The organism is Erythrobacter sp. MTPC3, from assembly GCF_042854385.1.
Taxonomy (GTDB): domain Bacteria; phylum Pseudomonadota; class Alphaproteobacteria; order Sphingomonadales; family Sphingomonadaceae; genus Erythrobacter.
Genome location: NZ_BTGP01000009.1, coordinates 98093 through 123576, shown reverse-complemented (window position 1 = coordinate 123576; position 25484 = coordinate 98093). Strand labels below are relative to the sequence as shown.

Sequence of the window (25484 nt, the reverse complement as noted above, 5' to 3'; positions counted from 1 at the left end):
CCCTCTCTCTGAGTAAATTTTTGCGCTGGCCGTAAAGTTTGCGATGACCCGGAAAGATCGCGCGCTGCCTGCGGACTGGGGTGTGCAAGGCCCCGCATGAATATGAGCCGAATCTTTGACGATGGGCGCGCACCAAGTCGAGCGAGCCGTTAGGGAAATCGGTGGGAAAACCTTACCGCGCCGGTGGCGGCGTGGATCGTTAATTGACCTGCGGTTCGCCTGCATCGGATATGTCGGCGCGGGCCAGCAGCGCAGATGCGGATATTGGCGTATCGCCCATCACCACAGGCTCGTCAGCCAGCTTGGGCACTTCCTGTCCGCCGATGGTAATCGCAAGCGCATCGGGCCTGCCTGTGTTGATCAGCGGCGCTTCGGCATCTCCGGGCACTTCGAATGTGTCACCGCTTTCCATAACAGCCTCGAAAAACGGGTTGCTGGGGTCTTCGTAAAACCGGACCCACACGTCGTCTTCCGTTGCGGTGAAAATCACCTGCCCGCTGGGAGCAGACGCCTGGGCATTGGCAGATGCTTCATCGGCGGCGGCTTGCGCAGCGAGTGTCTCTTCGCGAGCTGCGTCCTGTTCGGCCTGCACCAATAGCGATTCAGGACCGGTGCCAGCGCCAAAATATGTGTTGTAAAAGAAGAAAATACCAACCGCGAGGATCAGCGCAGCCGCGCCGCCCGACCATGCAAGGCTCGCCGATGGCAGCTTGGCCGGATCACCCGGCTCCATGCCGCCCGCCAATGCCGACTGGCGCGCATGACCTTCGGCAAGTTCTTCCCGAACCTTTGCTGTCACTTCGCCGTCATCGATCCCGACAGCCCGTGCATATGTGCGGGCAAACCCGATTGCATATGCCCGCGATGGCAATTCATCGAACTGGCCGCTCTCAATCGCTTCGAGATGGCGGATCGGGATGCGTGTTTTTGCGGCGATATGCTCCAGATCGAGGTCTTGCTTCTCGCGTGCCTCGCGCAGCAGGTCACCAGCCGACACTGGCTCCGCAACCGGTTCCATCGTCAGCTCTTCCGAGTTGCTGTCGTTCTGTTCTACCATGACCCTGTTTCCACTTTAGCGTGGCGCTTAATTCGTTGGACACACACTCAAACTTTATCGCTGCTTATGTCAAGAAGGCGGTGAGCGATTGGGCGCACGTGCAGCGCAGGCTGGCTCAAGCATAGGAACTGGGCGCGATGATTGCGTTTGTCGCCGCATCTGTCCGCACTTGCTTGAGTTCTTCAGCCGTCGACCTCGATCTCTCTTGCTTCTGCCCATGCGGTCATTTCTTCGCGCAGATTGACCGAGGGATCGGCGAGCCAACCGGTCATCGCCTCGCCCAGTTCGGCAAGATCGACCTTGCGCACCAGCTCTTTGATCGGTCCGACCGCAGCGGGGGTGATGGACAACCGGCGGAAACCAATGCCCAGCAGCGCCAGCGCCTCAAGCCGCCTGCCGCCCATCTCGCCGCACACCCCCAAATCCACGCCGGTGCCGACCGACGAATTTACCACTCGGCGCAGGAACCGCATGATTGAAAGGCTTAGCCAGTCGTAACGCTGTGCAAGTTTCGGATTCGCCCGGTCCGCCGCGAACAGGAATTGCGTCAGATCATTGGTGCCGACCGAAAGAAAACTGAGTTTCGGAAGCAACAGGTCGAGCATTTCTGCAAGAGCGGGCACTTCCAGCATTGCGCCGTAATAGATCGCATCGGGAAGCAATTTCTTTTTCGTTCGCAGAAACGCCAGTTGCTCATCGAACACGGCCTTTGCCGCGTCAAATTCCCACGGCTCCGATACCATGGGGAACATGACATATAGGGAACGCCCGCCGCCGGCCTCGATCAGGGCGCGCGCCTGCGCTTTCATCAACCCTTCGCGGGTCAGCGCCAGCCGCAACGCACGCCAACCCATTGCCGGGTTCTCATCGGCATTGGCGTCCTCCGTAGCGAGATACGGGACGGATTTGTCACCGCCGATATCGACCGTTCGGAATATGACCGGCTTGTCCCCTGCCGCATCCATCACATCGCGATAGAGACGCAATTGCCTCTCGCGCTGGGGCAGGGTTGCCGAAACGAGGAATTGAAATTCGGTGCGGAATAGCCCGACACCGTCTGCGCCGGTCATTGCCAGCGATCCGATATCATCGCGCAGACCTGCATTCATCATCACCTGAATACGTGTGCCGCAGCGGGTAAAGGGCTCCACATCGCGCAGGCTGGCATAGGCGGCTTGCTTCTCGCGCGATTTGGCAAAGCGTGCCTCGAACGCCTCGGCAACAGAATTTGTCGGGCGGATGGTCGCACTTGCCGCTGTGGCATCGAGCAGGATTTCGTCGCCGTCGCGAATAATGCCGCGTATCCCGCTCGCCCGGCCCAGCACCGGCACGCCCATCGCGCGCGCCACGATGACTACGTGAGCGGTCAGCGATCCTTCTTCGAGGATAACCCCTTTCAATCGGCGTCGGTCATATTCCAGCAATTCCGCCGGACCCAGATTGCGGGCGATAAGGATGGTGTCACGGCGCAGCCCCTGTGATGCTGCCGTGCCAAGCTGGCCGGATACAATCCGTAACAGCCGGTTTGCCAGATCTTCGAGATCGTGCATCCGATCGGCGAGCAGCGGATCGTCGATTTCGCGCATTCGCATGCGGGTGTGCTGCTGCACACGCTCAATCGCTGCTTCGGCTGTCAGCCCGCTGTCGATGGCTTCATTGATGCGCCGCGACCACCCTTCGTCGTAAGCAAACATCTTGTAGGTTTCGAGCACCTCTTCATGCTCGCCGCCGACCCCGAATTCGGCCTGACTGGATAGCGTGTCGATCTGTTCACGCATCTTGTCAAAGGCGAGATAGACGCGCTGGCGCTCCGCCTCGATATCGTCGGCCATAACCTGCGTAATTTGAACGCGGGGCTGGTGATAGACCGCATTACCGGCAGAAAGCCCCGAAACCAGTGTCAGCCCATTGACTGTCTGCTGTCCGGTCATGCCCTCACTCAGCCCGCGGGCCTCTTCCTCATCAACCAGCTCTGCATTGGCTATCAGTTCCGACAAGACCATGGCCGTCGTCTGGAGCGCCTCAATCTCGACCTCTTCATAGCGGCGCGGATCGACGTGCTGCACACACAGCACCCCGACAGCGCGTTCGCGGTAAACAATCGGGACGCCGGCAAACGAGTGGAATTTATCCTCGCCTGTTTCCGGCCGATACTGAAAGTCGGGATGCGCCTTTGCCTCGGCCAGGTTCAGCGTTTCGACATTGTCGGCAATCGTGCCCGTCAGACCTTCGCCGATGGCCATGCGCGTCACGTGGACAGCACTTTGATTAAGGCCGCGCGTCGCGAACAATTCCAGCATGCCTTCGCGAAGAAGGTAGATCGAGCACACCTCGCTCGACAGGCTTTCGCCGACAATTTCCGCCACGCGGTCCAGCTTGCCCTGCGCATGCATACGCGAGGCCATGACCTCATGAAGGTTTTTTAGAATCTGGCGGGCGGAAGCGGCTGCACTCATGGTTCCACAGGCTTAGGCAGTCCGGCGCACAAAAGCAAAGCCTCGCGGTGCGGCCCGCAGGCAATCATTTGCGACCGGACTGCCTTCGCCTCCCGCACGGCAAAACTTGGGCAAGCACCCGAAATTGCTGCGGGAATTGCGTCAGGCGGGAAAGCAGTCAGAAAAGGCCGGGCACCTTGTCGTCAGGCGCCGCGTATCTCTTCTTTCAATCGCAATTTGTGTTTTTTGATCTGCTGGATCGTCGCTGCATCAGGCACCGGGCGGGCCAATTCTTCGCGAAGCTTCGCGTCGAGGCCGGCATGTTTGGATTGGAGTGCGTTGATGTGGGGCGATGCCATACAGGTTCTCCTAAAGATTATCGGGGGGATGCCCCCGGGAAAACGACTCGGCTACCCAAGCAACCGGGCCGCTGATATCGATAAAACCACATCTGCCATGGGTTGCAAAGCTCTTCATTTGGGTGAAACGATGGCTTTGCGTAAATGCGCGGCGAACCGTTTTCGCGTGCGCATCAATCAGACCGGCCCGAAACAACGGGCGTAGATGCATCGCATCTGGGGAACACGATCGACATGAACGAGCAAGAGCTGACCAAGACGCTGGAATTGCTCAAGACAGAACATCGCGATCTTGACGCGGCCATCTCTGCGCTGACCGAAGCAGCGTCAGCAGACCAACTGCAGATCGCGCGGCTAAAAAAGCGAAAATTGCGCCTAAAGGACCAAATTTCGATTATCGAAGATGTCTTGCTGCCCGATATTATCGCGTAATTACGGCGGTTTGCTAACTTTTAATCGCTAACGCAGGCCCAATTCTGTCCCGCGCTGGGACGTAGGCAAATCGTATGCGGAAAATAACCATGTCGATCTGGTCGGGCGGCCTCGGTGTGGGTAGCGCGGCACCTCATGGCACGCACCAGCAATCTCTCCCGCCCAATTATCGAGGCGCTTTACAGCGAGGCTTTGGTCCTCGCGGATGAGGTTCGCGCCGTTTTCGCGCTAGGTGTGCGAGAGCCGGTTACCGGTGAGAACACGGCAATCCGCCTCGCGCTCTCTACAGAGGGTTTGAAAACCACGACGCGCATGATGCATCTGCTCGCATGGCTGCTGAACCAGCGTGCATTCTTTTCCGGCGAACTGAATGAAAATCAGGTGCGCAATCACGGCGCACTGCCCGTGGACCGGCCATCGGACGCGGCGCAGCTAGCCATGCTGGAGCCGGAAACCTGCGTCTTGATTAGCGAGACCGAGACGCTGCATCGCCGCATCGCCCGACTGGATCAGGCGTGGCGTCAGGGGTTCGACATGGGATCGCCTGCACGCGCATTCCAGCACCGCATCGGCAAGGAAATGGGGCGCATCGAAATGCCGCAATCAGATCAGTCAGCTGCCGGGCGTTCACAGCGCGGCTGACGCCGTTCAGCTTGATCAGGCCGCAGCCAATGCGGTTTTCCAACGGCCCAGCCGTTCCTGCCGCACATCATCCGGCAAATCCGGTACAAACCGCGTCCTGTTGCCAGCCATTGCCTCTGCTGCCTGCGACAAATCGGAATAAAGCCCCGCTCCGGCAGCGGCCAGCATCGCGGCTCCCAATGCAGTTGTTTCGACAAAGGCGGGGCGTTCGACCGGAATGCCCAGCATGTTCGCGAGATCCTGCGCCATCCACGTATTGGCCGCCATTCCGCCGTCAATCCGCAGCGTTTCCCACGATGTGCCGTCCGCTGCGAAGGCCGTCGCCAAATCGTGCGTCTGATGCGCCATCGCCTCCAACGCGGCGCGGGCTACATGCGCCTTTCCGCTTGCAAAGCTAAGCCCACTGATCAGGCCGCGCGCCTCTGCCCGCCAATGCGGCGCACCAAGCCCGGCGAGCGCAGGAACGACGGTCACGCCGCCAGAATCGCCGAGCGAACGGGCGAGCGCCTCTGTTTCAGCGGCGGTTTCCACGATGCCCAGAGAATCGCGTAGCCACTGGATCAGACTGCCCGCGACAAAGACCGATCCTTCAATCGCGTATGTCCGCTCTCCGCCGATTTGCGACAGAATTGTACCCAGCAGCCGGTTCGACGATCGCGGGATCACAGCGCCCTGATTGGTCAGCACGAACGCGCCGGTTCCATAGGTCGCCTTAGTCTCTCCGGGTGACAAACACGCTTGTCCGATGGTCGCCGATTGCTGGTCGCCTGCCAGGCCTGTGATCGGGATCTTGCGCCCAAACAAAGAGGCGTCCGTCACGCCCAGATCGCCCGACATATCGGTCACGTGCGGCAAAGCCTCATGTGGCACGCCCAGCAGATCGCACAGCCCCGCATCGAATTGCGCGCCCGCCAGTTCCAGCAGCATGGTGCGGCTGGCATTGCTGGCATCGCTGATATGCTGGCCGCCGGTCAGTTTGAATACAAGCCAGCTTTCGACGGTGCCGAACGCCAGCGTGCCTTTCTCCGATGCGGCGCGCACTTCGGGCACGTTGTCCATCATCCAGCGCATTTTGGTGCCCGAAAAATAGGGGTCGAGCAGCAGGCCAGTGCGTTGCTGCACCTCGGCCTCATGGCCTCCATCGCGCAGCTTGGCGCATAGCGGTTCGGTGCGCCGGTCCTGCCACACGATGGCTCGGGTCAGCGGCTCTCCAGTGGCCTTGTCCCACGCGACAACCGTCTCGCGCTGGTTGGTGATGCCGATAGCCGCGATGCAGGCCGCGCCGCCGGCTGCCGGTATCACCTCGCGCGCGCAGGCGAGCGTCTGTGCCCATATTTGGGCTGCATCATGCTCTACCCAGCCGCCCTTGGGGTAATGCTGCGAAAGATCCTTTTGCGCCGAGGCCTGTAATACGCCGTCGCTGGCAAACAGCATCGCGCGCGTGGACGTAGTGCCTTCATCGAGGACAAGAATATAGTCGGACATGGCGGACCCCTTATTGCTACCCGCTTTCCTAACCCGTCATACGATCATCGCAAGGTTTGTGCCGCCGATATGCGGGCAGAAACAGCGGCACTCGACAGATGATGCGCTGCGGCCCATATGCTTGAAAGATGGCTGGTATACCCCCCAAACCGTGGCCCACCGGAGAGGCCGAGCTGCTCGAACCGCTGGTTCGCCGCGTGCTGGCGCCCAATCCCTCACCCTATACCTACACCGGAACACAGACTTACGTAATCGGGGCTGAAAGCGACGTAGCGGTGATTGATCCGGGCCCGAATGAGCCTGAGCACATCGATGCCATTTTGCGCGCTGTTGGCGATGCACAAGTCAGCGCGATCATGTGCACCCACACTCACCGCGATCATTCACCGGCTGCGGCTCCGCTCGCTGAAAAGACCGGCGCGCCGATCGTCGGCTGCGCGCCGCTGGTTCTCAAAACCGATCTGCCGCGCGCGGATGAGGCGTTCGATACGACCTATGCGCCCGACCGGGTGCTGGAGGATGGCGAGCAGATGCGCGGTACGGGATGGACGCTGACGGCAGTCGCGACGCCCGGCCACACGTCGAACCATCTCTGTTTCGCACTGGAAGAAAGCGGTGCGCTGTTCACTGGCGATCACGTCATGGGCTGGTCAACCAGCGTCGTCATCCCGCCGGACGGTGACATGGGCGATTACATGTTGAGCCTGGAGAAATTGCAGGCTCGCGATGATGCTGTCTATCATGCAGCGCACGGAGCAGCGATTACAAAGCCGCGCCAATTGGTGCGCGGCATGATCGGCCATCGTCGCCAGCGCGAAAACCAGATTATCCGCCTGATGAACGAACAGCCGCGCGCGGTTTCGGCCTTTATCCCGTACATGTACAAAGGGCTGGATGAACGCCTTATCCCGGCGGCCGAGATGAGCGTCACAGCGCATCTGATCGACCTTGAAAAACGCTCACTCGCCGCGCGGTCGCATGAAGCGGGCGTGGAAATCTGGCGCACGATCTAAGATCGGCGCGCGTCTGTATTTGGCGCAAACCGACAAGCAAACCCTGAAAACTGGCGATAGGCCCTCGGACTAGGAATCCGGGGGGAGCATCATGCAAAACGTAGCGTCGGCAGCGGGACTTAGCGGTCCGGCAATCGAAAACACGCGGTTTTTCACCGTCATGGCATTTGTCATGTCACTCATCATCATTGCCGGTTTTTCGGTTCAGCTATCCATGGGCCGATCCAGCTTCGACGTGCCGTGGCCCTATCACCTGCACGGCGTGATTTTCATGGGGTGGATCGCCCTCTACCTTGCGCAGCATGTCACCATATCCAGCGGCAATCGCGCGCTGCACGCGTCGCTGGGCATGGCGGCATATATCTTTGTGCCTGCTATGGTTCTGACCGGCAGCGTCATCATGATCGTAGTCGCTCAGCGCAGCGGCGGGCCGTTCTTCTTTCACAAGTCGGAATTCCTCTGGAGCAACACGATGGTCCTGTGGTGCTTCGGCGCGCTTGCACTGTGGGCGTTGCAGCGCAGGCGCTACACCGGCTGGCACAGGCGGCTGATGCTGTGCGCGATGGCCATTCTGACGGGACCGGGGCTGGGCCGGCTGCTTCCCCTTCCGCTGATGATCCCGAACGCATGGCTGATTACGACGTTTGCAACTTTCATCTTCCCGGTCATCGGCATCGCTGCGGACCTGCGCCGGGATGGCCGCGTACACCCGGCATATTGGTGGGGCATCGGCGCATATGCCGTCACTTTCGCCATCTCAATGGGCATTGCCTATTCGCCGCTTGGCATTGCCGTAACCGAATGGGTGGTTGCCGGCACGCCCGGCGCAGAGCGCCCGATTGAGGCATTCCTACCGCCCGGCTTCAGCATATAACCGCTCTTTTCGCTCGAATTAATCGGCTATCGCCCTATATCGAAGACGAACTGAAATCACGACGGATCACAGCATGAGCATTGAGAGCAAAATTCCGAGCGGCGACGATCTGCTGGCTGAAATTGACCGGCTGCGCAAAGATCGCAATGCGGTGATCCTGGCGCATTATTATCAGACGCCCGACATTCAGGACATCGCCGATTTCGTGGGCGACAGTCTGGAGCTGTCGCGCAAAGCGGCTGAAACCGACGCGGATGTCATCGCGTTTTGCGGCGTGAAATTCATGGCCGATACCGCTAAGATCCTGTCGCCTGAAAAGACGGTGATCCTGCCTGATATGGATGCAGGCTGCTCGCTCGAAGACAGCTGCCCGCCTGAAAAGTTCAAGGCATTTCGCGAAGCGCATCCCGATCACATCGCGCTGACTTACATCAATTGTTCAACCGAGGTGAAGGCGCTTTCCGATATCATCGTGACATCTTCCAGCGCGGAAACCATCCTTGAACAGATCCCGCGCGATCAGAAGATCATTTTTGGTCCCGACCGTCACCTTGGCGGATGGCTGTCCCGCAAGTTCGACCGCGAAATGCTGCTGTGGCCCGGCGTGTGCATCGTGCACGAAGCGTTTAGCGAGACCGAATTGCTGAAATTGATGGAGCAACATCCCGGCGCGCCGGTTGCGGCCCACCCGGAATGCCCGCCTGCAATCATCGACCATGCCGATCACGTGGGTTCCACCAGCAGTATCCTCAAATTCGCAAAGAATTTCGATGGCGACACGCTGATCGTGGCGACCGAGCCGCACATCATGCACCAGATGGAAAAGGCGCTGCCGGAAAAGACATTTATCGGTGCGCCGGGTGCGGACGGAAACTGCAATTGCAACATCTGCCCCTACATGGCGCTCAATACGATGGAAAAGCTCTATACCGCGCTGCGCGACCTGACGCCGAAGATCGAGATTGAGGAAGACATCCGCCTGAAAGCGAAAGCCAGCCTCGACCGGATGCTGGGCATGGCAGGCGGCACGGTTGGCCTAGGTGATCTGGGTCAGGTCCCGTTTAAAGCGGACTGATCCTGCACCCTATCGGCGTTTTGGTGCGTTGATCGCGATATGACTGCGGAAATCCGTTTCTTCTGGGCGCGCCTTAACGCCAACTACTGGTTTTACCCGGCGCTGTTTTCGATCCTTGCGGCGCTGCTCGCATTTGTGATGGTGTATCTGGACCGGTCCGGCTTTAGCCAGCCGCTTAATGATGCGGAATGGCTGGTTTCTGTGCGGCCAAAGGGTGCTGCCGATATCCTGACTGTCATGGCCGGCGCGATGATCGGCGTTGCATCCACCGTGTTTTCGATCACGATTGTCGCAGTCAGCTATGCCAGCGGCACTTACGGCCCGCGCTTGCTTACCAACTTCATGGAAGATCGCCGCAACCAGGTCAGCCTTGCGACCTTTATCGGCACCTTTGTCTACGCGTTGATCGTTCTGCGGTCGGTGCGCGCGGAGGATGAATCGCCGGCAGCAGCCGCGGGCGCGGACTCCTTACCCGGTTTTGCCCCGCAATTGTCGCTGCTGGTCGCCTATCTGTTGATGGTGGTCTGTGTCGGCGTTCTAGTCTTTTTCCTAAACCACGTCCCATCGTCCATCCGTATCAACAAAGTGCTGGAGGCGATCGGCACCCGCCTGCTGAAAGCGATCCGCACCACCTATCCTGTCGAGGATGAATTTGCCGAGGCGCTCGAATCCCAGGGCGGCAAGACCCTGAAGGCGCGGGGCACCGGATACGTCCAGATGATCGATTTCGAAGACCTTGAGAAAAAGGCACGCGATTGCGGCTGCACGTTCTCCCTAAAGGTCAGGACGGGCGATTTCGTGCACCGCGATCTGCCGCTGATGGAGATCAAAGGCTGCGATCCTGAAGAAATCTGCGAAAGCGTGCGTGAAGATTTCACCCTTGGTCCGGTGCGCACACCCGAACAGGACCCGCAATTCCTGATCGACGAACTGGTTGAAATCGGTCTGCGCGCGCTCTCTCCGGGCATCAACGACCCCTTTACCGCAATCACTGCCCTGCACTGGTTGGGCGCGTCGATCAGCGAGATCGGGCGCCGCGACTTGCGAAAAGATGTGTGCGGGGAAGATGCCGAGGATTGCCCGGTTATCCCGATGTCGGATGATTTCGCGCATTACCTGAAACGCGGCTTCGGATCGATCCGCAGCGCCGTATCGTCCAGCCCGAATGCTGCGATCGTGATGCTGGACGTTTTGCAGAACGCCGCCGTCCCGATCTCTCATTCCGGACGACGCGCATCGATTAAAGAGCAAGGCGACCTGCTGATGACGCAGGCACAAATTGCCCTGTCCGGCCCCGATCTTCAGGCCGTGCGAGAGCGGCATGATGATTTCACACGCGCGCTAAGCTAAAGCGACTGCCTGCCTTGCTTTGCCCTGTTTTGGGCGGCCCTGGCGACAACCAGCGCGCTGCCCAGCAGCACCATCCCGGCGATATCGATCCCGCTCAGCACCTCTCCGAACACGCTGTACCCGATCACCGCCGCCAGCGCCGGCTGCGTAAGCAAGGCAACGCCGATAATAAGTGGCGGAAAATGGCCAAGCGAATAGACCAGCAGCCCCTGACCGATCAGCTGGCTGGTGATGAACAGGATCAGCACCGGGGTCCAATCCGTCGGCCACACCGGCTCGCCCAGAGCCAAAGCCAGACCCAGCAGGATCGGGCAGGCAAAGATGCTGACCCACACCAGCAGGCTCCACGATCCGAACCGCACCCGCTCGCCTTGCAAAGTTAACAGATAGACAGCGTAAAGCAGGCCCGCGGCGATGCAGAACAGGTCCCCTGCAAAAGTCTCCGCCGAGATTTGAAGGCTGCGTCCCAGCAGGATGCTCGCCCCGCTCAGCGCGCAGATAATTGCCAGCCATTCCGGTCCGCGCGGCGCGGTGCGCGCGATGATGAATCCCCAGAACAGCAGGATGATAGAGCCCGCATTACCGAACAGCGTCGCATTGCCCAGCCGGGTCATGCCGATACCGATATGCCAGCTTGCCAGATCGCCCGCGAACGCCGCCGCACCAATGGCGATAAGGGTCAACGTCTTTGGCGGCATCCCCGACAGTTTCTGGCCCGCGGCCTTCGCAAACAGGACGAGGAATGGCAGCGCAAGGAACAGCCGCCAGAACGCTGCGCTTACCGGCCCCGTATCGGTCAGCCGAACCAGCCACGGACCGGTCGCCAGCGCCATGTTGCCGACAAGCAGGGCGAGCAGGAGCAGCGCGGCGCGCGCATCCCAAACCTTTTCTTGCAGGCGCCCCTCTTTTTCCATGGTTGCGCCCTAACGCGCAAAGACCCAAGTGAATAGCCGACCAAACAGCAGGAGTATAAAATCACCATGCAAGACGTTCTGTTCCAGCCGCTCAAAATGGGCGCGTTAGAGGCGCGAAACCGTATCTTCATGGCCCCGCTCACGCGTGGGCGCGCAGCCGATCCGATGTTCACGCCCAATGACCTGATGAAAACCTATTACCAGCAGCGCGCCGGGGCAGGCATGATCCTGACCGAGGCGACCGGCATCAGCCGCGAAGGGCTGGGCTGGCCATCGGCTCCGGGCATCTGGAGCGATGAACAGACCGAGGCATGGAAACCGATTGTCAAAGCCGTTCACGACGAGGGCGGCCTGATCGTCATGCAACTGTGGCATATGGGCCGGATCGTGCATCCCGTGTTCCTTGATGGAAATCCGCCCGTCTCTGCCAGCGCGACAACCGCGCCGGGTGCCGCGCACACTCCCGAAGGCAAGCAGCCTTATGTGGAGGCGCGAGCCATGACAAAAGAGGATATTGATCGCACGATCAGCGATTATCGCCGCGCTGCCGAAAACGCGAAAGAGGCAGGTTTTGACGGGGTCCAGTTGCACGGCGCGAACGGGTATCTGATCGACCAGTTCCTGCGCGACAACACCAATCTGCGCACCGACGAATATGGCGGATCGCCGGAAAAACGCACCCGCTTCATGCGCGAAGTGCTGGAGGCGATTATCGATGTCTGGGGTGCAGACCGCGTCGGCATTCGCCTGTCACCCAATGGCGATTCCCAAGGGGCGGACGATAGCAATCCTGCCGCCACTTTTGGCGCCGCGTCCAAGGTTTGTGAAGAACTGGGCCTGGCCTTTGTCGAGCTGCGCCAGCCGGGACCGGACGGCACGTTCGGCAGCACCGATGTGCCCAAACAGGATGCCGTGGTGCGCGCCAATTACACCGGGCCGCTGATCCTGAATTCGGATTACTCCGCTCAGGAAGCCGCTGAGGATGTATCGAGCGGAAGATGCGATGCGGTCAGTTTTGGCCGCCCCTACATCTCCAACCCCGATCTGGAAAAACGGATCGCGGTGGGCGCGCATTTGAACCCGAACAAGGACGTGCCTAAAAGTTGGTACTTCCCCATTCCTGAAGGCTATATCGATTACCCGACGCTGGGAGAAGAGAAGGCCGCTAACGCCGCCTGATTGCGCCGGTTACTCCGCCTCAGGCCGCAATGCCGGTGCAACCGGTAGCGCGGTTTCGGGCGGGGGCGGCGGCTCTTGCGCAGGCGGCTCGGCAGCACTGGCCGGCTGTCCGCGCACCAGTGTGTCGGCGGGCGGCTCGGGCGCATCGGACGAAGCGGTGTCGGCCGCGCCGGACATATCCCCGTTCGCCTCTGCTGGCGGCGATTGCGAAGTCAGTTGATCGAGCGCCAGCATATCGTCGCTGATCGTTCCGCCCAGCACTTCGCCCGCTGGCGCTCCGCCATCTGCCGGTGTTCCATTATCAGGCGCCGGATCGTCCGATCCGCAGGCGCTGAGCAGGGCAAGCGCGGTCAGCGCGAATGTCGCTTTTATCTTCATGATGGTCACGCCTTTCGCCCGGTTTTGGCGAGCGCGTCAAGAAATCCCTGCGCGCGGGCGATCAGGGCCGCGTCCCATTCATCGGCTGACACCTTTTTGCCGAGCCGGGCCAGACTGGTGACGCCGAATTCTTCGATCCCGCACGGCACAATCCCGCCAAAATGCGCCAGATCAGGGTCAAGATTGACGGAAAACCCGTGCATCGTGACCCAGCGCCGCACACGCACGCCAATCGCGCCTATCTTTGCCTCGCGCCCGTCGATGTCGCGCGTCCATATCCCCACACGGCCCTGTGCGCGCCACGCCTGGACACCGAAATCGGACAGGGTATCGATCACCCAGCCTTCAATCGAATGGACAAAACAGCGCACATCCTTGCCGCGTTTGTTGAGGTCCAGCAGCAGGTAACCGATCCGCTGGCCCGGCCCGTGATAGGTGTAGCGCCCGCCTCGCCCCGCCTCGATCACTTCGAATTGCGGATTGACCAGTTCGCTGACATCGGCGCTGGTCCCGGCGGTGTAAACCGGCGGATGCTCCAGCAGCCATACCAGTTCGCTTGCCTTGCCCGATGCAATCGCCGCATTGCGGGCCTCCATCGCCTCCAGCGCCGCGCGATAGGGCACCTGCGCGGTATCACGCTTCCATTCAATCGCCGTATCCGGCGCGCTTTCGAGTGCGGTGCTTGCCATCCTCCTTTGGTGGGGGCATTGAAGGCACAGATCAAGGGACCAGATCAAGATACAAGGCGCGTCATGCGCACGGGGTGGCAATGAATTTCGATATGAGCACGACATGGGCGCGGGCAATTGAGCTGGTGCGCGACAATTTTGGCCTGCTGGCGGTGATCGCGGGTATCTTCCTGCTGTTGCCGACTGTGACGCTTTATCTGCTCGTCCCAGACCTGCAGGCGTTGATGGAACCCGGCGCAGACCCCGACATGGTTACGGCGCGAATGGCCGAAATGGCCGGGCCGCTGATCACCTATGGACTTATTTCGATGGTGTTTTCCTTCGCCGGTTACGGGGCGATGGTGGCGCTGATGGGTGATGATCGGCCAACGGTCGGTCAGGCGATCAAAACCGGCCTGAAAATCGTGCCGAGCGCGTTCGGCATCCTGATCCTTTTTATCCTGTGCTATTTCATCGCGGCCATGATCGTCGCGATCCCCATAGGGGTGATCGCCAGTCTTTCGGGCATGGCATCGCTCGCCATTATCGCAGCTGTGCTGATCCTTGCCGTGGTGATTTACCTGCTCGCCCGCATGTCGATGAGCCTGCCTGTGCTCGTGTTTGAAAACACGTTGAACCCGATCAAGGCGGTGCTGGGCAGTTTCAAAATGACGGGACCGAAGCAATGGTCGATCTTGCTGTTCTGGGGCATCCTGCTTGCCGCCTACATGGTTATCGCGCTGCTGATCACCTCGATATTCAGCCTGATCGCGGCCATTGCGGGTGACAGCACGGCGGCGATGCTGATCCTGGGCCTGACGAACGGCGCGCTCGGCATGATTGTGGGCATGATCGTCTCGGGCCTTGCGGTGGCCATGTATGGCCAGTTGGCCGGTCCGTCCGATACCGAGCTCACTTCGACTTTCGATTAGTGGTCAGGTTTCCGCTGACTGCCCTTTCCAGGCCCAGTACAGTTTGCATGGCAGGACATTCAGCCATTCGAACCCTTCGTCGATCCGGTCAAAATGAGGTGCGGATTCGTCGCGCACCGCAGACGTGAACTGGTAAGCGAGGAAGCCGCCGCCCGGTTTCAGAACCGAATGCGTCGCCTTTGCGATAGCCGGGGCCACCCCCTTTGGCAGGGTCGAGAACGGCAGGCCGGACAACACATAGTCGGCTTTCTCTATGCCGAGATCAGATAGGATCGTCCCCACATTCTCCGCTGAACCCAGCACTGCGTGAAAACGCGGGTCGCGGATCGTGCGGGACAGGTATTCGACGTAGAGCGGATTGGTGTCGATCGCGATCAGGACCCCGTCGCCGCGCATTTTTTCAAGCACGGGATGGCAGAACGTCCCGGCACCTGGACCATATTCGACAAACACCTCGCATTTGCCCCAGTCTACCGGCCCAAGCATCTGGCGGATTGTGAAGCGGGACGACGGTATGATCGAACCGACCATGCGCGGATGCTCGATAAATCCGCGAAAGAATACGGCCCACTGATCCGCATAGCGGCGCCAGCGCGACCGCAGACCGAGCCGCTTGCTGATTGCCGAAATATTTCCGGTCATTGTCCCTCCGAAAACCCGCAATCGGACCAAGCGATTGCCTCTGCACGGAAATTCGCAGACCGCATATCCGATTGCAAGTGTGCATCTGCTGGCTTAGCCCAGCGCACGATGAACAACGCAGCGCCGCCATTATCGGACACCCGCGAAGGGTCGGCGATCTCTACCGGCCGTATGGGCCTGCTGTTCACGGTCATGCTGGTCACGGCAGCGGGTAACACCGCCATGCAATCGGTCATGCCGTCGATTGGCACCGCGCTTGAGGTTGACGATTTCTGGATCAGTCTGGCCTACAGCTGGTCGGCGCTGCTGTGGGTCGTGTGCGCTCCGATCTGGGCTCGCCGTTCGGACCGGCGCGGGCGCAAGGCGATGATGGCGCTGGGCCTCACCGGCTTTATCTTTTCGATGGGGCTGTGCGGATTGGTCCTGTGGGCAGGCCTTGCCGGCTGGATCACCGCATTCTGGACCCTGATCGCGTTTGCCGCCGCACGCAGCCTTTATGGCGGGTTCGGAAGCGCCGCTCCGCCAGCGGTTCAGGCCTATGTCGCCTCGCGCACGCCGCGTGCAGAGCGCACGCAGGCGCTTTCGCTGATTGCATCCAGTTTTGGCCTTGGCACTGTGATCGGTCCAGTGCTTGCGCCGCTGATGGTGGTTTCGTTTCTTGGAGTGGGGCTGACCGGCCCGTTCATCAGCTTTGCCCTGATCGGCGTGATTGCGCTGGTGCTGCTGCGGTTTCGCCTGCCGAATGACGAGCCGCAATTTGCAGCCCGCGGCAAGACATATGGTATGCCCGACGCAGGGCAGACCCAACCGGACGACAACCACCGGCACACAGATCACGAAGACGACGATGCCCTGCCCGCCCCGCCCGGCTCAGAAACGCGGCTACGCTGGTTTGAGCCGCGCCTGCGCCCGTGGGTGATTGCCGCCCTGCTGGGCGGTCACGCGCAGGCGATGATCATGGGGATCACCGGCTTTCTGGTGCTTGATAGACTGGGCCTGCGGGATAGCCCTGAAGAAGGCGCAGCTCTGGTTAGTCTGGTGCTGGTGTTCGGCGCGCTGGCAACGCTGCTGGCCCAATGGGGCGTGATTCCGCGGTTCAAGATCGGCCCGCGCGCCGCCACGCTTTCGGGAATGCTCGTCGCCGCATTCGGCACGGCAATTCTTGGCGCTGCGGATAGTGTGTTTGCGCTATCCACCGGCTACGCGATCGCCTCGCTCGGCTTTGGGCTGTTCCGCCCCGGCACCACGGCTGGCACGTCGCTCGCCGTATCGCGCGCCGAGCAAGGGCAAGCATCCGGAGTTGTCGCGAGCGTTGCGGGCGCAAGCTTTATCTATGCGCCCGCGCTGGGCGTCGGGCTGTACGGGATCAGCGATTGGCTCGGTTTCGGGCTGGTGATCGCGCTGTGCCTGCTGGTTTTCATCCTTGGCTGGCGCAGTCTGACGAGCGATGAAATCCTCACCGCAGACTAAGCTCCATCGCGCTGAATACTAAAGCAGTTTGAGCACTTCATCCTGCGGGCGGCAGATCGCCACGCCTTTCTCCGTTTCGACAATCGGGCGGTTGATCAGGATCGGATCATCGACCATCGCATTCAGCACAGTGTCCGCATCAGCACCGGTCAGGCCGCGCTCTTTCGCATCGGTCCCGCGAACGCGCAGCCCCTCTGACGGAGTGATGCCGGCATCGCTGTAAAGCTGGGCCAGTTTTTCGCGGGTGGGCGGGTCTTTCAAATATTCGACGACGGTCAGTTCAACCTTCGACAGGTTTTCAAGAATGGCGAGCGTCTTGCGCGAGGTGCCGCATTTCGGGTTGTGCCAGATTGTCGCTTTCACCGTGTTTTCTCCATCTCGGCGTTGAACGTCATGGCCTAGCCAAAGTGCGGCTGAATTGCCACATCCAGCGCCCCTGTCTGTTATTGAGAATTTTTCGCAAGTTTAATCTTGCAGTTGATAATAAGTTGCAATAGCGCGGATTGCAGAGACGGAAAGGGACACGATGATTCTCCGCATACCACGCACTGCACTGCTCCTTGGCTGTGCAGGAATGGCATTCCCGCTGGCAGCCGAAAATCCGGCGGAAACCGCACCCAATGCATGCGCGGCTCCGGTTACGAATACGGGCGCAAATACCGGCACAAATACCGCCGACAATACCGATTATGGCGGCAACCAGATCGAGGTGCGCGGCGATGTTCTCTATTCCGATCAATTGAACTCGGTTAAGACGCCCACCCCCATTATCGACGTCCCACAGTCGGTGACCATCACCACTCAGGACGAAATTCTGGAGCGCGGCTTCGACAGTATCGGCCAGATTGTCGATTACACGCCGGGTGTGAACAATTCCCAGGGCGAAGGGCACCGCGATTCCATCGTCTTTCGCGGCGTCCGTTCCACTGCCGACTTTTACATCGACGGTGTTCGCGATGACGTTCAATATTATCGCGGGCTGTACAATCTTACTCAGGTCGAAATCTTGCGCGGTCCCAACGCTCTTTTGTTTGGCCGCGGCGGCACCGGCGGCATCCTGAACCGCGTCACCAAAAAAGGCGAGCTGGGCGAAACATTCGGCGGCGGTCAGGTCGCGGTCGATACATTCGGCGCCTACAGCGTTCAGGGCGACATCAACCTGTCTGCTTCCGAAACGGCTGCCTTGCGCGTCAACGCGTCTTACGAAAGCCTCGACAACCACCGCGATTTTTATGACGGCGAAAGGATCGGCTTTAACCCGACCGCCCGCCTCGCGCTGGGCGAGGATACGCTGCTCGACCTGTCATATGAATTCGCCAGTCATGACCGATTTATTGATCGCGGCATCCCCACCGGCCTCGATGGCCGCCCGGTCGAAGAATTCGAAGACATAATGTTCGGCGATGAGCTGGAGAATTTCTCCGACCTCGAAGCGCATCTGCTGCGCGCCAACTTGCAGCACCAGTTTTCGGACAGCTGGAAAGCCAATGTCGCCGCGTTCTACGGCGATTATGACAAGGTGTATTCAAACTATTACGCGTCGGCCTACAATCAGCTTGCGACGCCGGACGAGGTAACGCTGGACGGGTATATCGACACGACCGAGCGGCAGAACCTGATCCTGTCCGGCAACCTCGTCGGCGAATTTGAAACTGGCGCGATCAGTCACACGCTCCTGTTCGGCGGAGAATACATCAGCACTTCATCGGATCAGAACCGGTTCAATCCCGTCTTCGACACATCGGACGATGACACCGAAACATTCCTTATCCAGCGCCCCATCGCCCTTTCCGGCGGTGTCGGCATCAACGCCGACGGTGTTCCAACCAGCGCGCGGTTTACTGACCTCAACGACGATACGCGCGTCAATATCGACGTTGTATCACTGTATATCCAAGACGAGATCGAGATCACCGACTGGCTGCACGTCGTGGTCGGTGGGCGCTATGACAGTTTCGACATCGAGGTGAACAATGTCGTGGCCAGCGAAATCCGGACCCGCCGCGATGAAGAGTTTTCCCCGCGCGGCGGCATCATCATCAAACCGCAGGAAAACATCTCGATCTATGCGAGTTATTCCGAGAGCTTCCTGCCGCGTTCGGGCGAACAATACGCCAATATCAATGGTGACAACGACGCGCTGGCGCCGGACACGTTCGTCAATCTCGAGGCCGGGATCAAATGGGATCTCGACTTCGGATTGAGCCTGACGGCGGCAATATTCGATATCGAGCAGAGCTCTCCGCAGGCAAACGATCTTGATCCCGAAACGCTCGATGTAATCGATTCAAACATTCAGGGTTTCGAAGTGCAAGCGCAGGGCGAGGTGATGCCCGGCTGGACGATGCAGGCAGGCTACAGCTTCCTCGACGGAGTGCAGGTGGACGAATTCGGCAATGAAGGACTGCGCCCGCGCGAATTGCCCGAACACATGTTCTCGATCTGGAACAATGTGGAGGTCACCGACCGGTTCGGCATTGGCCTGGGCCTCACGCATCAGGGCGAAAGCTTCATCACCAACGGCGAGATTACCTATGTCGGCGCAAACGGCGATAGCGTCACGACGCGCGCCGTGTTGCCCGCCTACACCCGCGTCGATGCGGCAGCGTATTACAATGTCAGCGACAACCTGCGCCTGCAGGTGAATGTCGAAAACCTGACCGATACGCTGTATTTCCCGACATCGCAGTCCACCCAACAGGCAACAGTCGGTGCGCCGATCAACGCCCGCTTTGCCGTGACGGGCCGGTTCTAGGAGCCGCTATCGGGCTGGGAGCCGCTCCCTAGCGCCGGGACAGTGGCTGCCGCATCTGCAGCGCTGATACCCGGCGCGGGGGCAGCGCTAATGCTTTCGCCGCGCTGGATGACACGCCCGGCCCGCTGGATGGCCTCCACGAGCCGGGGATATACCCCGCAGCGGCACAAATTGGTGATTGCCGCTTCGATCTCCCGTTTGCTGGGCGCGACATTGCGCTGAAGCAGGGCCGCAGCCGCCATCACGATACCCGGCGTGCAATAACCGCATTGAACCGCCTGTTCAGCGACCAGCGCCTGCTGAACTGGATGGGACCGATCGCGCGACAACCCTTCGATCGTCGTGACGAAGCGCCCTTCCGCCTCGGCAATGGTGATCCGGCACGAACGCAGCGCGGTTCCATCGACCAGCACCATGCACGCACCCACACAGTCTCCGCCGCCGCAGCTTTTCGTGCCGGTCAGGTTCGCAGCCTCACGCAGCGCGTAAAGCAGCGGCATATCGGGATCGAGATCGAATTCGACCGGCCGTTCATTCACGGTCATGCGCGGCATAGGCGCACCTTTATCCTGTCAGCAACCGCGTGCTTCAGTTGCGCCAGCTGTCGTCGATCTTATCAACGCGGCGCTTCCATGCTTCGAAATCGAAGACACCTGCCCCACCCTGCGCTTGCATCACCGAAAGGTCGCGCTGGTGCACGTCGACAACCTCTTGCGGCACGACGTTGGGTTTGCCCATGCCCACGGTCGCAACCTGAATTTCGCAGGCGCGCTGCAGGGCCCACATCTTCACGAACATGCCCTGGATTGTCTTGTCCATCACGACAGGGCCGTGATTGCGGAGCATCAGGATCGATTTGCTGCCGAGATTTTCAACCAGACGGTCGCCTTCCTCCGCGCGGACGGTGACGCCTTCAAAATCGTGATAGCCGATCTGGTTCTGGAAATTGCAGGCGTAAAAATTGGTCGGCATCAGGCCGTCTTCGTGGCTGCACACCGCCATCGTTTCGGTCGTGTGGACATGGCAAATCGCGTCCGCACGCTCGCCCAGATGCTTGTGAAAATGCGCGTGCTGGGTGAATCCGGCCTTGTTCACCATATATGGCGATCCGCCGACATTGTTGCCTTCGACATCGATTTTGACGAGGTTCGATGCAGTCACTTCATCATAAAGCAGTCCAAACGGGTTGATGAGGAAAGTGTCCTCTTCCCCCGGCACTTTCAGCGATATGTGATTATAGATCGATTCCGACCAGCCGAGATGATCGAAAATCCGGTAACACGCCGCGAGGTCCAGCCGGGCCTGCCACTCTTCCTTGCTGCATTCGATATTCGGTTTGAGCTGTGTCGCCACGGGCGGTCTCCCATAAATCGTTTTGTCTTGCTGCGTATATCGCACGGGCAAGGGCCCCGCCGCAAGCATTTCGCTTTACCTCGGCCCAGACGCGCGGCTAGGCGAGCCCGTGATGAGCGACGCTGAAACTGCACCGGACAATTCGTCGGCCAAACTGGTGCGGGGCAGCATACCAGGTCACCTTGTCAGCCAGACCCTGCCTGCCATCATCGGTGTGGCCGCGATCATGTCCATCGGATTGGTCGATGCCTATTTCATCGGAAAGCTGGGCAGCGATGCGCTGGCGGCAATATCATTTATCTTTCCGATCTCTGTCGCACTGACATCGCTCGGAGTGGGGGTGATGGTCGGGATTAATTCAGTTGTCTCGCGCGCCTTGGGCGAAGGGGATGACGACAAGGCGGCGCGCCGCGCGAATTTCGGCATAGTATTTGCGGTGCTGTGCGGCCTCGTCATGGGCCTCACCCTGTTTCTGTTGCTGGACCCGCTGTTCCGTCTGATGAACGCGCCTGAAAACCTCTTGCCGCTGATCCGCACCTACATGCAGCCATTCGCGCTCGGTTTCCCGCTGATCCTAGCCATCATGGGCTTCAACGGCGTGCTGCGCGGACAGGGAGAGGCGCGCAAGACAAGCTATGTATCGCTCACCTATGCAGCAGCGAACTGGATCCTCGATCCGCTGCTCATTACCGGCGCGTTCGGGTTCGAAGGGTTCGGGATTATCGGTGCGGCCTATGCCACAATCATCGGCTGGGCCTGCGGCGCAGTGATGGCAATGGTGCTGGTCAAAAGCACCCCCATCCCGCTCGACCTGACACTGCTGAAACGCTCGACGCTGGTCGATCCGGCCAAGGCGATCATCAAGGTGGCAGGACCGGCTGCGTTTTCAAACGCGATCAACCCAATCGGCCTATCGATCCTCACAGCCTTTATCGCGAGCGCGGGACAGGATGCGGTTGCCGGATTTGGCGCAGCGGGCCGTTTGCAAAGTTTTGCCACGGTACCGCTGCTCGCTCTTTCAGGAGCAATCGGGAGCATTGTCGGTCAAAATTGGGGCGCACGCGAATATGACCGGGCACGGCAAGCAGCACTGTATGCGGCAGGGTTCTGCATTGCGTGGGGCTTCGCGACGGCAATTGTCCTGTTTGCAGCGGGCGAATGGTTCGCGCAGCTTTTTACCGAAGACGCAGCCGTGATCGATGAATTCGCGCTTTACTTGAGCATCGCGGCTTGGGGATATGCCGGGTTTGGCCTGCTGATCGTCGCCAATGGTATCCTCAACGCTATCGATCAGGCGAAATACGCGCTGATGCAGTCAATTGGCCGGGTGTTTCTGGTGATGCTGCCAGCCGCGTGGCTGCTTCAGGAAAGTTGGGGCAGCGCGGCGATTTACACCGCTGAACTTGCTGCAAATGTGTTTGGCGCTGTGACCGGTGCGGGGTTGATTTATTACGTGTTGAAAGTTCGCCCAAGAAAGCAGAACCAGTAGCTCTTCGTTAACCATCCTGCTCCATAACATCCGCATGATCAGAACAGGGACGCGTGGGCTATGGACGACCTGCTGGCGGATTTCGTCGCCGAAACACGGGAAATGCTGGAAGCAAGCGAGGGCGAAATCGTCGCCTGGGAAGCCGATCCGTCCGATCGTGCGCGCCTCGATACGATCTTTCGTTTCGTCCACACGGTTAAAGGCAATTGCGGTTTTTTCGACTTCCCGCGCCTTGCAAGCCTCAGCCATGCGGCGGAGGATGCTTTGGCCGATTGCCGCGCTGGGCGGCGTAATGCCGATAGCGCGCTGGTCAACGCGGTGCTCGCCATTATCGATACGATTTCAGGGATGGTGGATGCCATCGAAGCGGGCGAGGAATATCCCGAAGGCGGCGACGATGCGCTGATTGCGGCGCTCGGCAATGATGAGGAAGCTTCTGATCTGACGTTCGAAGATCTTGCGGACACCGCCCTTCCAAACCCACCTGAAACCGCCGCAACCAATGGCGAAAACGCCCCACCTGCACCCAAACGCACCGAAGGGGGCCAAGCGGTCCAGCGCAGCATTCGCCTGCCGGTCGATCTACTGGACCGGGTGATGAGCGGCGTGTCCGACATGGTCCTTGCACGGAATGATCTGGGCCACCGGTTGCGCCAGGCGGGTAACCAACCAACCATCGATGGTCCGTTTGAACGTCTCACCACCATTCTTTCCGATGTCCGCGATGCTATCACGCGAATGCGGATGCAGCGGATTGAGACGCTGTTTGCCGCGCTTCCCCGGCTTGTCCGCGACCTGTCGGCTGAACTTGGCAAGCAGGTGATGGTTGATCTGGAAGGCGGCGACGTCGAACTCGACCGCGAAATGGTTGAAATGGTGCGCGATCCGCTCACGCACATTATCCGCAATGCTGTCGATCACGGGTTCGAGGCACCTTCTGCCCGCCTGAAGGAAGGCAAGCGGGAGATTGGCCTGCTGTCGATCGCAGCGCGCCAATCAGGCAATACGATTTCAATCGTCGTCAGCGATGACGGCGCGGGGCTTAACGAAGAACGCATTGCAGCCAAGGCGGTCAGCACCGGCCTTGTAACCACGCAGCAGATCGCCGAAATGAGCCGCGAAAAGCTTCTCCAGCTGATTTTCGAGCCCGGTTTTTCGACCGCCGAAACGGTTAGCAGCGTATCAGGGCGCGGCGTGGGCCTGGATGTTGTTCGTGAAAATCTGGAAAAAGTGGGCGGCAGCATAAAAGTGTCGAGCCAGCCGGGCGCTGGCACGATGTTTACCCTGCAAATCCCGCTTACGCTCAGCATTATCGCAGGACTGACAGTCGTAGTCGATAATCAGCGTTTCGCAGTTCCGCAAAGCTATATCGAGGAAATCATTCACGCCTCATCCAAGGCGCTCGATTTCACGCGCGTGGGCGAAACTGCATTGGTCACATTCCGCGGCGACCGCGTGCCATGCCTGATGTTATCCGAAGTGCTGGGAATAGAAAGCGGCGACATTTCCGAAGGCGACCATACGATGGTTCTTCTGCGGCTGGCCAGCGGTGACCTGTTTGCGCTCGCCGTGGAGAGCATCCATTCGCACGGCGACCTGGTGGTCAAACCGCTCGCCCCGGCAGTCATGAAAAGCGGCATTTACGCAGGCTCAACCCTTCTGGATGATGGGCAGCCGATCCTGCTGCTTGATGTGACAAACATTGCCAGCCGGTATGATCTGGTATCCAACGCACGCACCCGCGTCCGTCAGGCAACCGAAGAAGCGGAAAACGCGCAAACAGGCGCTGTTTGCCGCGCCATGCTGTTCACCGATTTCGATGGACGCCGGTGTGCGGTCCGGCTGGAACTGGTCAAGCGTATTGAAACTGCACCAACATCGGCAATCGATCTTTCCGGTTCAAAGCCGCGCGCGGTTATTGATGACACGATACTGCCGCTTGTGGGACTACCCGAAGGGCCTATCCCATCCGAGAAAGTCCGTCTCCTGCGCCTGAGCGACGGAACATCCGAGCTGCTTCACGCGGTTCGGGAGATCGATGACGCAGTAGAACTGGAAAGCGATCTCAAACCGGTTGCCGATGATCCGCTGATCGAGGCGGTGACGTTGGTCGGATCGCAAACGGTTTCGCTGATCGACGGGCATGAACTGTTTGCGCTGCACGGCGAGCCACCCGAAGTGTTGCAGAAACCTGTCTGCCGGCTGCCAGAGGGGGATTGGGCGCGTACCATTCTGGGACCGCTGGTCCTGTCAGCCGGATACGAAATTGCGGACAACTCTTCCAAACCGGGAGATAACCCGGCCGAAGTGGTCATCATGCTCGAAGAAGATTTCGCAGCATCGCCGCTCGCCGATGATCCGCCGTCCGACCCGGTGATCCGCCTGCGCAGCGTCCCCGACGCAGCACCAGACGATGAAACCATCTACCGTTATGATCGCAGCGCATTGCTGGATGCCCTTCGCACAGCGCGCAAAACCGCAGGATCCAGCCGATGAACGAACTTATGGTCATGGCCCAGATCGCTGGCCGGCGCTGCGCTTTGCCAGCGCACGATGTGAAGTCGGTGATCGAAATGGGCACGATCACACCTGTTCCGCAATCGCCCGCTTTCATATCAGGCATAACAGCGATGCGCAGCCAGGCGCTGACGGTTATAGATTGCAGGCTGGCGCTGGGTCTTGAGGCCGCCGAATGGGAAGCCGATCCGCGCGCAGCGGTCGTGTCCATTGGCGGGCATCCCTATGCACTTGTCGTTGACAAGATCGAAGACATCACCACCAGCATCGGCGAACCCGGCCAGATCAGCGGCGGCTTCGGCCCCGAATGGTCGCGCGTTGCAACGGGCATGATCGAAACAGATACCGGCCCTGCATTGCTGATCGATCTGGCGGCAATAATCGCCGGTCCCGATGCGCATCAGGCCAAACTTTCGGCTGCGGCTTAATCCTATGGTTACCGCTTTGATCCATACCAATGACGAT

General features: G+C 59.8%; 24 protein-coding genes. 13 read left to right on the top strand and 11 right to left on the bottom strand.

The annotated features are described in order from the left end of the window. Window positions 1-199: 199 nt before the first annotated feature. From ACGHU1_RS13100 to ACGHU1_RS13090, 3 genes are all read right to left on the bottom strand, one after another. Window positions 200-1057 (bottom strand): RodZ domain-containing protein, encoded by an 858-nt coding sequence (locus ACGHU1_RS13100; protein WP_390587640.1) that lies wholly within the window; start codon window positions 1055-1057, stop codon window positions 200-202. Window positions 1058-1239: 182 nt separating this feature from the next. Then, a complete protein-coding gene (gene ptsP / locus ACGHU1_RS13095) occupies window positions 1240-3513 on the bottom strand; it encodes a phosphoenolpyruvate--protein phosphotransferase (protein WP_390587639.1) in 2274 nt (757 codons plus the stop codon). 182 nt (window positions 3514-3695) lie between these two features. Next, window positions 3696-3851, bottom strand: a complete 156-nt coding sequence (locus tag ACGHU1_RS13090) for a YdcH family protein (protein ID WP_390587638.1) — start codon at window positions 3849-3851, stop codon at window positions 3696-3698. A gap of 234 nt (window positions 3852-4085) precedes the next feature. Here ACGHU1_RS13090 and ACGHU1_RS13085 point away from each other — a divergent pair, with 234 nt between their 5' ends. Beyond that, complete coding sequence (locus ACGHU1_RS13085; RefSeq protein ID WP_390587731.1) at window positions 4086-4283, top strand: YdcH family protein; 198 nt, start codon at window positions 4086-4088, stop codon at window positions 4281-4283. A 135-nt stretch (window positions 4284-4418) separates the two neighbouring features. After that, window positions 4419-4925: a DUF1465 family protein gene (locus tag ACGHU1_RS13080; RefSeq protein WP_390587636.1), complete on the top strand. Its 507-nt coding sequence runs from the start codon at window positions 4419-4421 to the stop codon at window positions 4923-4925. A gap of 15 nt (window positions 4926-4940) precedes the next feature. On the opposite strand, the gene glpK is transcribed toward ACGHU1_RS13080, so the two are convergent. Then, window positions 4941-6410 carry a glycerol kinase GlpK gene (gene glpK, locus ACGHU1_RS13075; protein WP_390587634.1) on the bottom strand — a complete coding sequence of 490 codons (1470 nt, stop codon included), beginning with the start codon at window positions 6408-6410 and terminating at the stop codon, window positions 4941-4943. Window positions 6411-6538: 128 nt separating this feature from the next. Between glpK and ACGHU1_RS13070 the strand changes: the two genes are divergently transcribed. The 4 genes from ACGHU1_RS13070 (at window position 6539) to ACGHU1_RS13055 (ending at window position 10722) form a co-directional block, all read left to right on the top strand. Further along, window positions 6539-7423: an MBL fold metallo-hydrolase gene (locus ACGHU1_RS13070; RefSeq protein ID WP_390587633.1), complete on the top strand. Its 885-nt coding sequence runs from the start codon at window positions 6539-6541 to the stop codon at window positions 7421-7423. A gap of 91 nt (window positions 7424-7514) precedes the next feature. Beyond that, entirely contained in the window at window positions 7515-8297 is a 783-nt protein-coding gene (locus ACGHU1_RS13065; RefSeq protein WP_390587631.1) for a hypothetical protein, read from the top strand. A 73-nt stretch (window positions 8298-8370) separates the two neighbouring features. Next, a complete protein-coding gene (gene nadA / locus ACGHU1_RS13060; protein WP_390587630.1) occupies window positions 8371-9372 on the top strand; it encodes a quinolinate synthase NadA in 1002 nt (333 codons plus the stop codon). 39 nt (window positions 9373-9411) lie between these two features. Continuing rightward, window positions 9412-10722: a DUF2254 domain-containing protein gene (locus tag ACGHU1_RS13055; RefSeq protein ID WP_390587629.1), complete on the top strand. Its 1311-nt coding sequence runs from the start codon at window positions 9412-9414 to the stop codon at window positions 10720-10722. Here the strand turns inward: ACGHU1_RS13055 and ACGHU1_RS13050 are convergent. Then, the gene (locus tag ACGHU1_RS13050) at window positions 10719-11636 is read right to left on the bottom strand and encodes a DMT family transporter (protein WP_390587627.1); all 918 of its coding nucleotides are present in this window, start codon (window positions 11634-11636) and stop codon (window positions 10719-10721) included. The genes ACGHU1_RS13055 and ACGHU1_RS13050 overlap by 4 nt on opposite strands. Window positions 11637-11702: 66 nt before the next feature. On the opposite strand from ACGHU1_RS13050, the gene ACGHU1_RS13045 reads away from it, so the two are divergent. Beyond that, complete coding sequence (locus tag ACGHU1_RS13045) at window positions 11703-12815, top strand: alkene reductase (RefSeq protein ID WP_390587626.1); 1113 nt, start codon at window positions 11703-11705, stop codon at window positions 12813-12815. Window positions 12816-12824: 9 nt separating this feature from the next. Here the strand turns inward: ACGHU1_RS13045 and ACGHU1_RS13040 are convergent, their stop codons facing one another. Beyond that, the gene (locus ACGHU1_RS13040) at window positions 12825-13193 is read right to left on the bottom strand and encodes a hypothetical protein (RefSeq protein ID WP_390587625.1); all 369 of its coding nucleotides are present in this window, start codon (window positions 13191-13193) and stop codon (window positions 12825-12827) included. A gap of 5 nt (window positions 13194-13198) precedes the next feature. Beyond that, window positions 13199-13882 (bottom strand): lipoyl(octanoyl) transferase LipB, encoded by a 684-nt coding sequence (gene lipB / locus ACGHU1_RS13035; protein WP_390587623.1) that lies wholly within the window; start codon window positions 13880-13882, stop codon window positions 13199-13201. Window positions 13883-13962: 80 nt separating this feature from the next. Here lipB and ACGHU1_RS13030 point away from each other — a divergent pair, with 80 nt between their 5' ends. Continuing rightward, window positions 13963-14793 (top strand): hypothetical protein, encoded by an 831-nt coding sequence (locus ACGHU1_RS13030; protein WP_390587620.1) that lies wholly within the window; start codon window positions 13963-13965, stop codon window positions 14791-14793. A 3-nt stretch (window positions 14794-14796) separates the two neighbouring features. On the opposite strand, the gene ACGHU1_RS13025 is transcribed toward ACGHU1_RS13030, so the two are convergent. After that, entirely contained in the window at window positions 14797-15435 is a 639-nt protein-coding gene (locus ACGHU1_RS13025) for a class I SAM-dependent methyltransferase (protein ID WP_390587618.1), read from the bottom strand. A 108-nt stretch (window positions 15436-15543) separates the two neighbouring features. On the opposite strand from ACGHU1_RS13025, the gene ACGHU1_RS13020 reads away from it, so the two are divergent. Then, window positions 15544-16905 carry an MFS transporter gene (locus tag ACGHU1_RS13020; RefSeq protein WP_390587615.1) on the top strand — a complete coding sequence of 454 codons (1362 nt, stop codon included), beginning with the start codon at window positions 15544-15546 and terminating at the stop codon, window positions 16903-16905. Between the two features lie 18 nt (window positions 16906-16923). Here the strand turns inward: ACGHU1_RS13020 and arsC are convergent, their stop codons facing one another. Continuing rightward, on the bottom strand, window positions 16924-17268 hold the full coding sequence (gene arsC / locus ACGHU1_RS13015; RefSeq protein ID WP_390587613.1) for an arsenate reductase (glutaredoxin): 345 nt from the start codon (window positions 17266-17268) through the stop codon (window positions 16924-16926). Window positions 17269-17431: 163 nt separating this feature from the next. Here arsC and ACGHU1_RS13010 point away from each other — a divergent pair, with 163 nt between their 5' ends. Then, window positions 17432-19660: a TonB-dependent receptor gene (locus tag ACGHU1_RS13010; RefSeq protein ID WP_390587610.1), complete on the top strand. Its 2229-nt coding sequence runs from the start codon at window positions 17432-17434 to the stop codon at window positions 19658-19660. Here the strand turns inward: ACGHU1_RS13010 and ACGHU1_RS13005 are convergent. Together ACGHU1_RS13005 and ACGHU1_RS13000 are read right to left on the bottom strand one after the other, a co-directional pair. Then, window positions 19657-20214 carry a (2Fe-2S)-binding protein gene (locus ACGHU1_RS13005; protein ID WP_390587607.1) on the bottom strand — a complete coding sequence of 186 codons (558 nt, stop codon included), beginning with the start codon at window positions 20212-20214 and terminating at the stop codon, window positions 19657-19659. The two genes, ACGHU1_RS13010 and ACGHU1_RS13005, sit on opposite strands and share 4 nt — an antisense overlap. 34 nt (window positions 20215-20248) lie before the next feature. After that, on the bottom strand, window positions 20249-21013 hold the full coding sequence (locus tag ACGHU1_RS13000; RefSeq protein ID WP_390587605.1) for a class II aldolase/adducin family protein: 765 nt from the start codon (window positions 21011-21013) through the stop codon (window positions 20249-20251). Window positions 21014-21125: 112 nt separating this feature from the next. On the opposite strand from ACGHU1_RS13000, the gene ACGHU1_RS12995 reads away from it, so the two are divergent. From ACGHU1_RS12995 to ACGHU1_RS12985, 3 genes are read left to right on the top strand one after another with little or no spacing between them, the layout of a single operon-like run. Continuing rightward, window positions 21126-22502 (top strand): MATE family efflux transporter, encoded by a 1377-nt coding sequence (locus tag ACGHU1_RS12995; protein WP_390587602.1) that lies wholly within the window; start codon window positions 21126-21128, stop codon window positions 22500-22502. A gap of 60 nt (window positions 22503-22562) precedes the next feature. Next, window positions 22563-24998, top strand: coding sequence for a chemotaxis protein CheA (locus ACGHU1_RS12990; RefSeq protein WP_390587599.1), 2436 nt, complete (start codon window positions 22563-22565; stop codon window positions 24996-24998). After that, window positions 24995-25447, top strand: coding sequence for a chemotaxis protein CheW (locus tag ACGHU1_RS12985; RefSeq protein WP_390587596.1), 453 nt, complete (start codon window positions 24995-24997; stop codon window positions 25445-25447). The genes ACGHU1_RS12990 and ACGHU1_RS12985 overlap by 4 nt, the downstream gene beginning before the upstream one ends. Window positions 25448-25484 lie beyond the last annotated feature (37 nt).

Bases quoted from the DNA above. Each gene is read 5' to 3' on its own strand.
- ACGHU1_RS12985 (WP_390587596.1), top strand. From the start codon at position 24,995: ATGAACGAACTTATGGTCATGGCCCAGATCGCTGGCCGGCGCTGCGCT.
- ACGHU1_RS13070 (WP_390587633.1), top strand. From the start codon at position 6,539: ATGGCTGGTATACCCCCCAAACCGTGGCCCACCGGAGAGGCCGAGCTG.
- lipB (WP_390587623.1), bottom strand. From the start codon at position 13,882: ATGGCAAGCACCGCACTCGAAAGCGCGCCGGATACGGCGATTGAATGG.
- ACGHU1_RS13090 (WP_390587638.1), bottom strand. From the start codon at position 3,851: ATGGCATCGCCCCACATCAACGCACTCCAATCCAAACATGCCGGCCTC.
- ACGHU1_RS13040 (WP_390587625.1), bottom strand. From the start codon at position 13,193: ATGAAGATAAAAGCGACATTCGCGCTGACCGCGCTTGCCCTGCTCAGC.
- ACGHU1_RS13080 (WP_390587636.1), top strand. From the start codon at position 4,419: ATGGCACGCACCAGCAATCTCTCCCGCCCAATTATCGAGGCGCTTTAC.
- glpK (WP_390587634.1), bottom strand. From the start codon at position 6,410: ATGTCCGACTATATTCTTGTCCTCGATGAAGGCACTACGTCCACGCGC.
- ACGHU1_RS12995 (WP_390587602.1), top strand. From the start codon at position 21,126: ATGAGCGACGCTGAAACTGCACCGGACAATTCGTCGGCCAAACTGGTG.
- ACGHU1_RS12990 (WP_390587599.1), top strand. From the start codon at position 22,563: ATGGACGACCTGCTGGCGGATTTCGTCGCCGAAACACGGGAAATGCTG.
- ACGHU1_RS13025 (WP_390587618.1), bottom strand. From the start codon at position 15,435: ATGACCGGAAATATTTCGGCAATCAGCAAGCGGCTCGGTCTGCGGTCG.
- ACGHU1_RS13100 (WP_390587640.1), bottom strand. From the start codon at position 1,057: ATGGTAGAACAGAACGACAGCAACTCGGAAGAGCTGACGATGGAACCG.
- ACGHU1_RS13085 (WP_390587731.1), top strand. From the start codon at position 4,086: ATGAACGAGCAAGAGCTGACCAAGACGCTGGAATTGCTCAAGACAGAA.
- nadA (WP_390587630.1), top strand. From the start codon at position 8,371: ATGAGCATTGAGAGCAAAATTCCGAGCGGCGACGATCTGCTGGCTGAA.
- ACGHU1_RS13010 (WP_390587610.1), top strand. From the start codon at position 17,432: ATGATTCTCCGCATACCACGCACTGCACTGCTCCTTGGCTGTGCAGGA.
- ACGHU1_RS13065 (WP_390587631.1), top strand. From the start codon at position 7,515: ATGCAAAACGTAGCGTCGGCAGCGGGACTTAGCGGTCCGGCAATCGAA.
- ACGHU1_RS13050 (WP_390587627.1), bottom strand. From the start codon at position 11,636: ATGGAAAAAGAGGGGCGCCTGCAAGAAAAGGTTTGGGATGCGCGCGCC.
- ACGHU1_RS13055 (WP_390587629.1), top strand. From the start codon at position 9,412: ATGACTGCGGAAATCCGTTTCTTCTGGGCGCGCCTTAACGCCAACTAC.
- ptsP (WP_390587639.1), bottom strand. From the start codon at position 3,513: ATGAGTGCAGCCGCTTCCGCCCGCCAGATTCTAAAAAACCTTCATGAG.
- ACGHU1_RS13030 (WP_390587620.1), top strand. From the start codon at position 13,963: ATGAATTTCGATATGAGCACGACATGGGCGCGGGCAATTGAGCTGGTG.
- ACGHU1_RS13005 (WP_390587607.1), bottom strand. From the start codon at position 20,214: ATGCCGCGCATGACCGTGAATGAACGGCCGGTCGAATTCGATCTCGAT.
- ACGHU1_RS13020 (WP_390587615.1), top strand. From the start codon at position 15,544: ATGAACAACGCAGCGCCGCCATTATCGGACACCCGCGAAGGGTCGGCG.
- ACGHU1_RS13045 (WP_390587626.1), top strand. From the start codon at position 11,703: ATGCAAGACGTTCTGTTCCAGCCGCTCAAAATGGGCGCGTTAGAGGCG.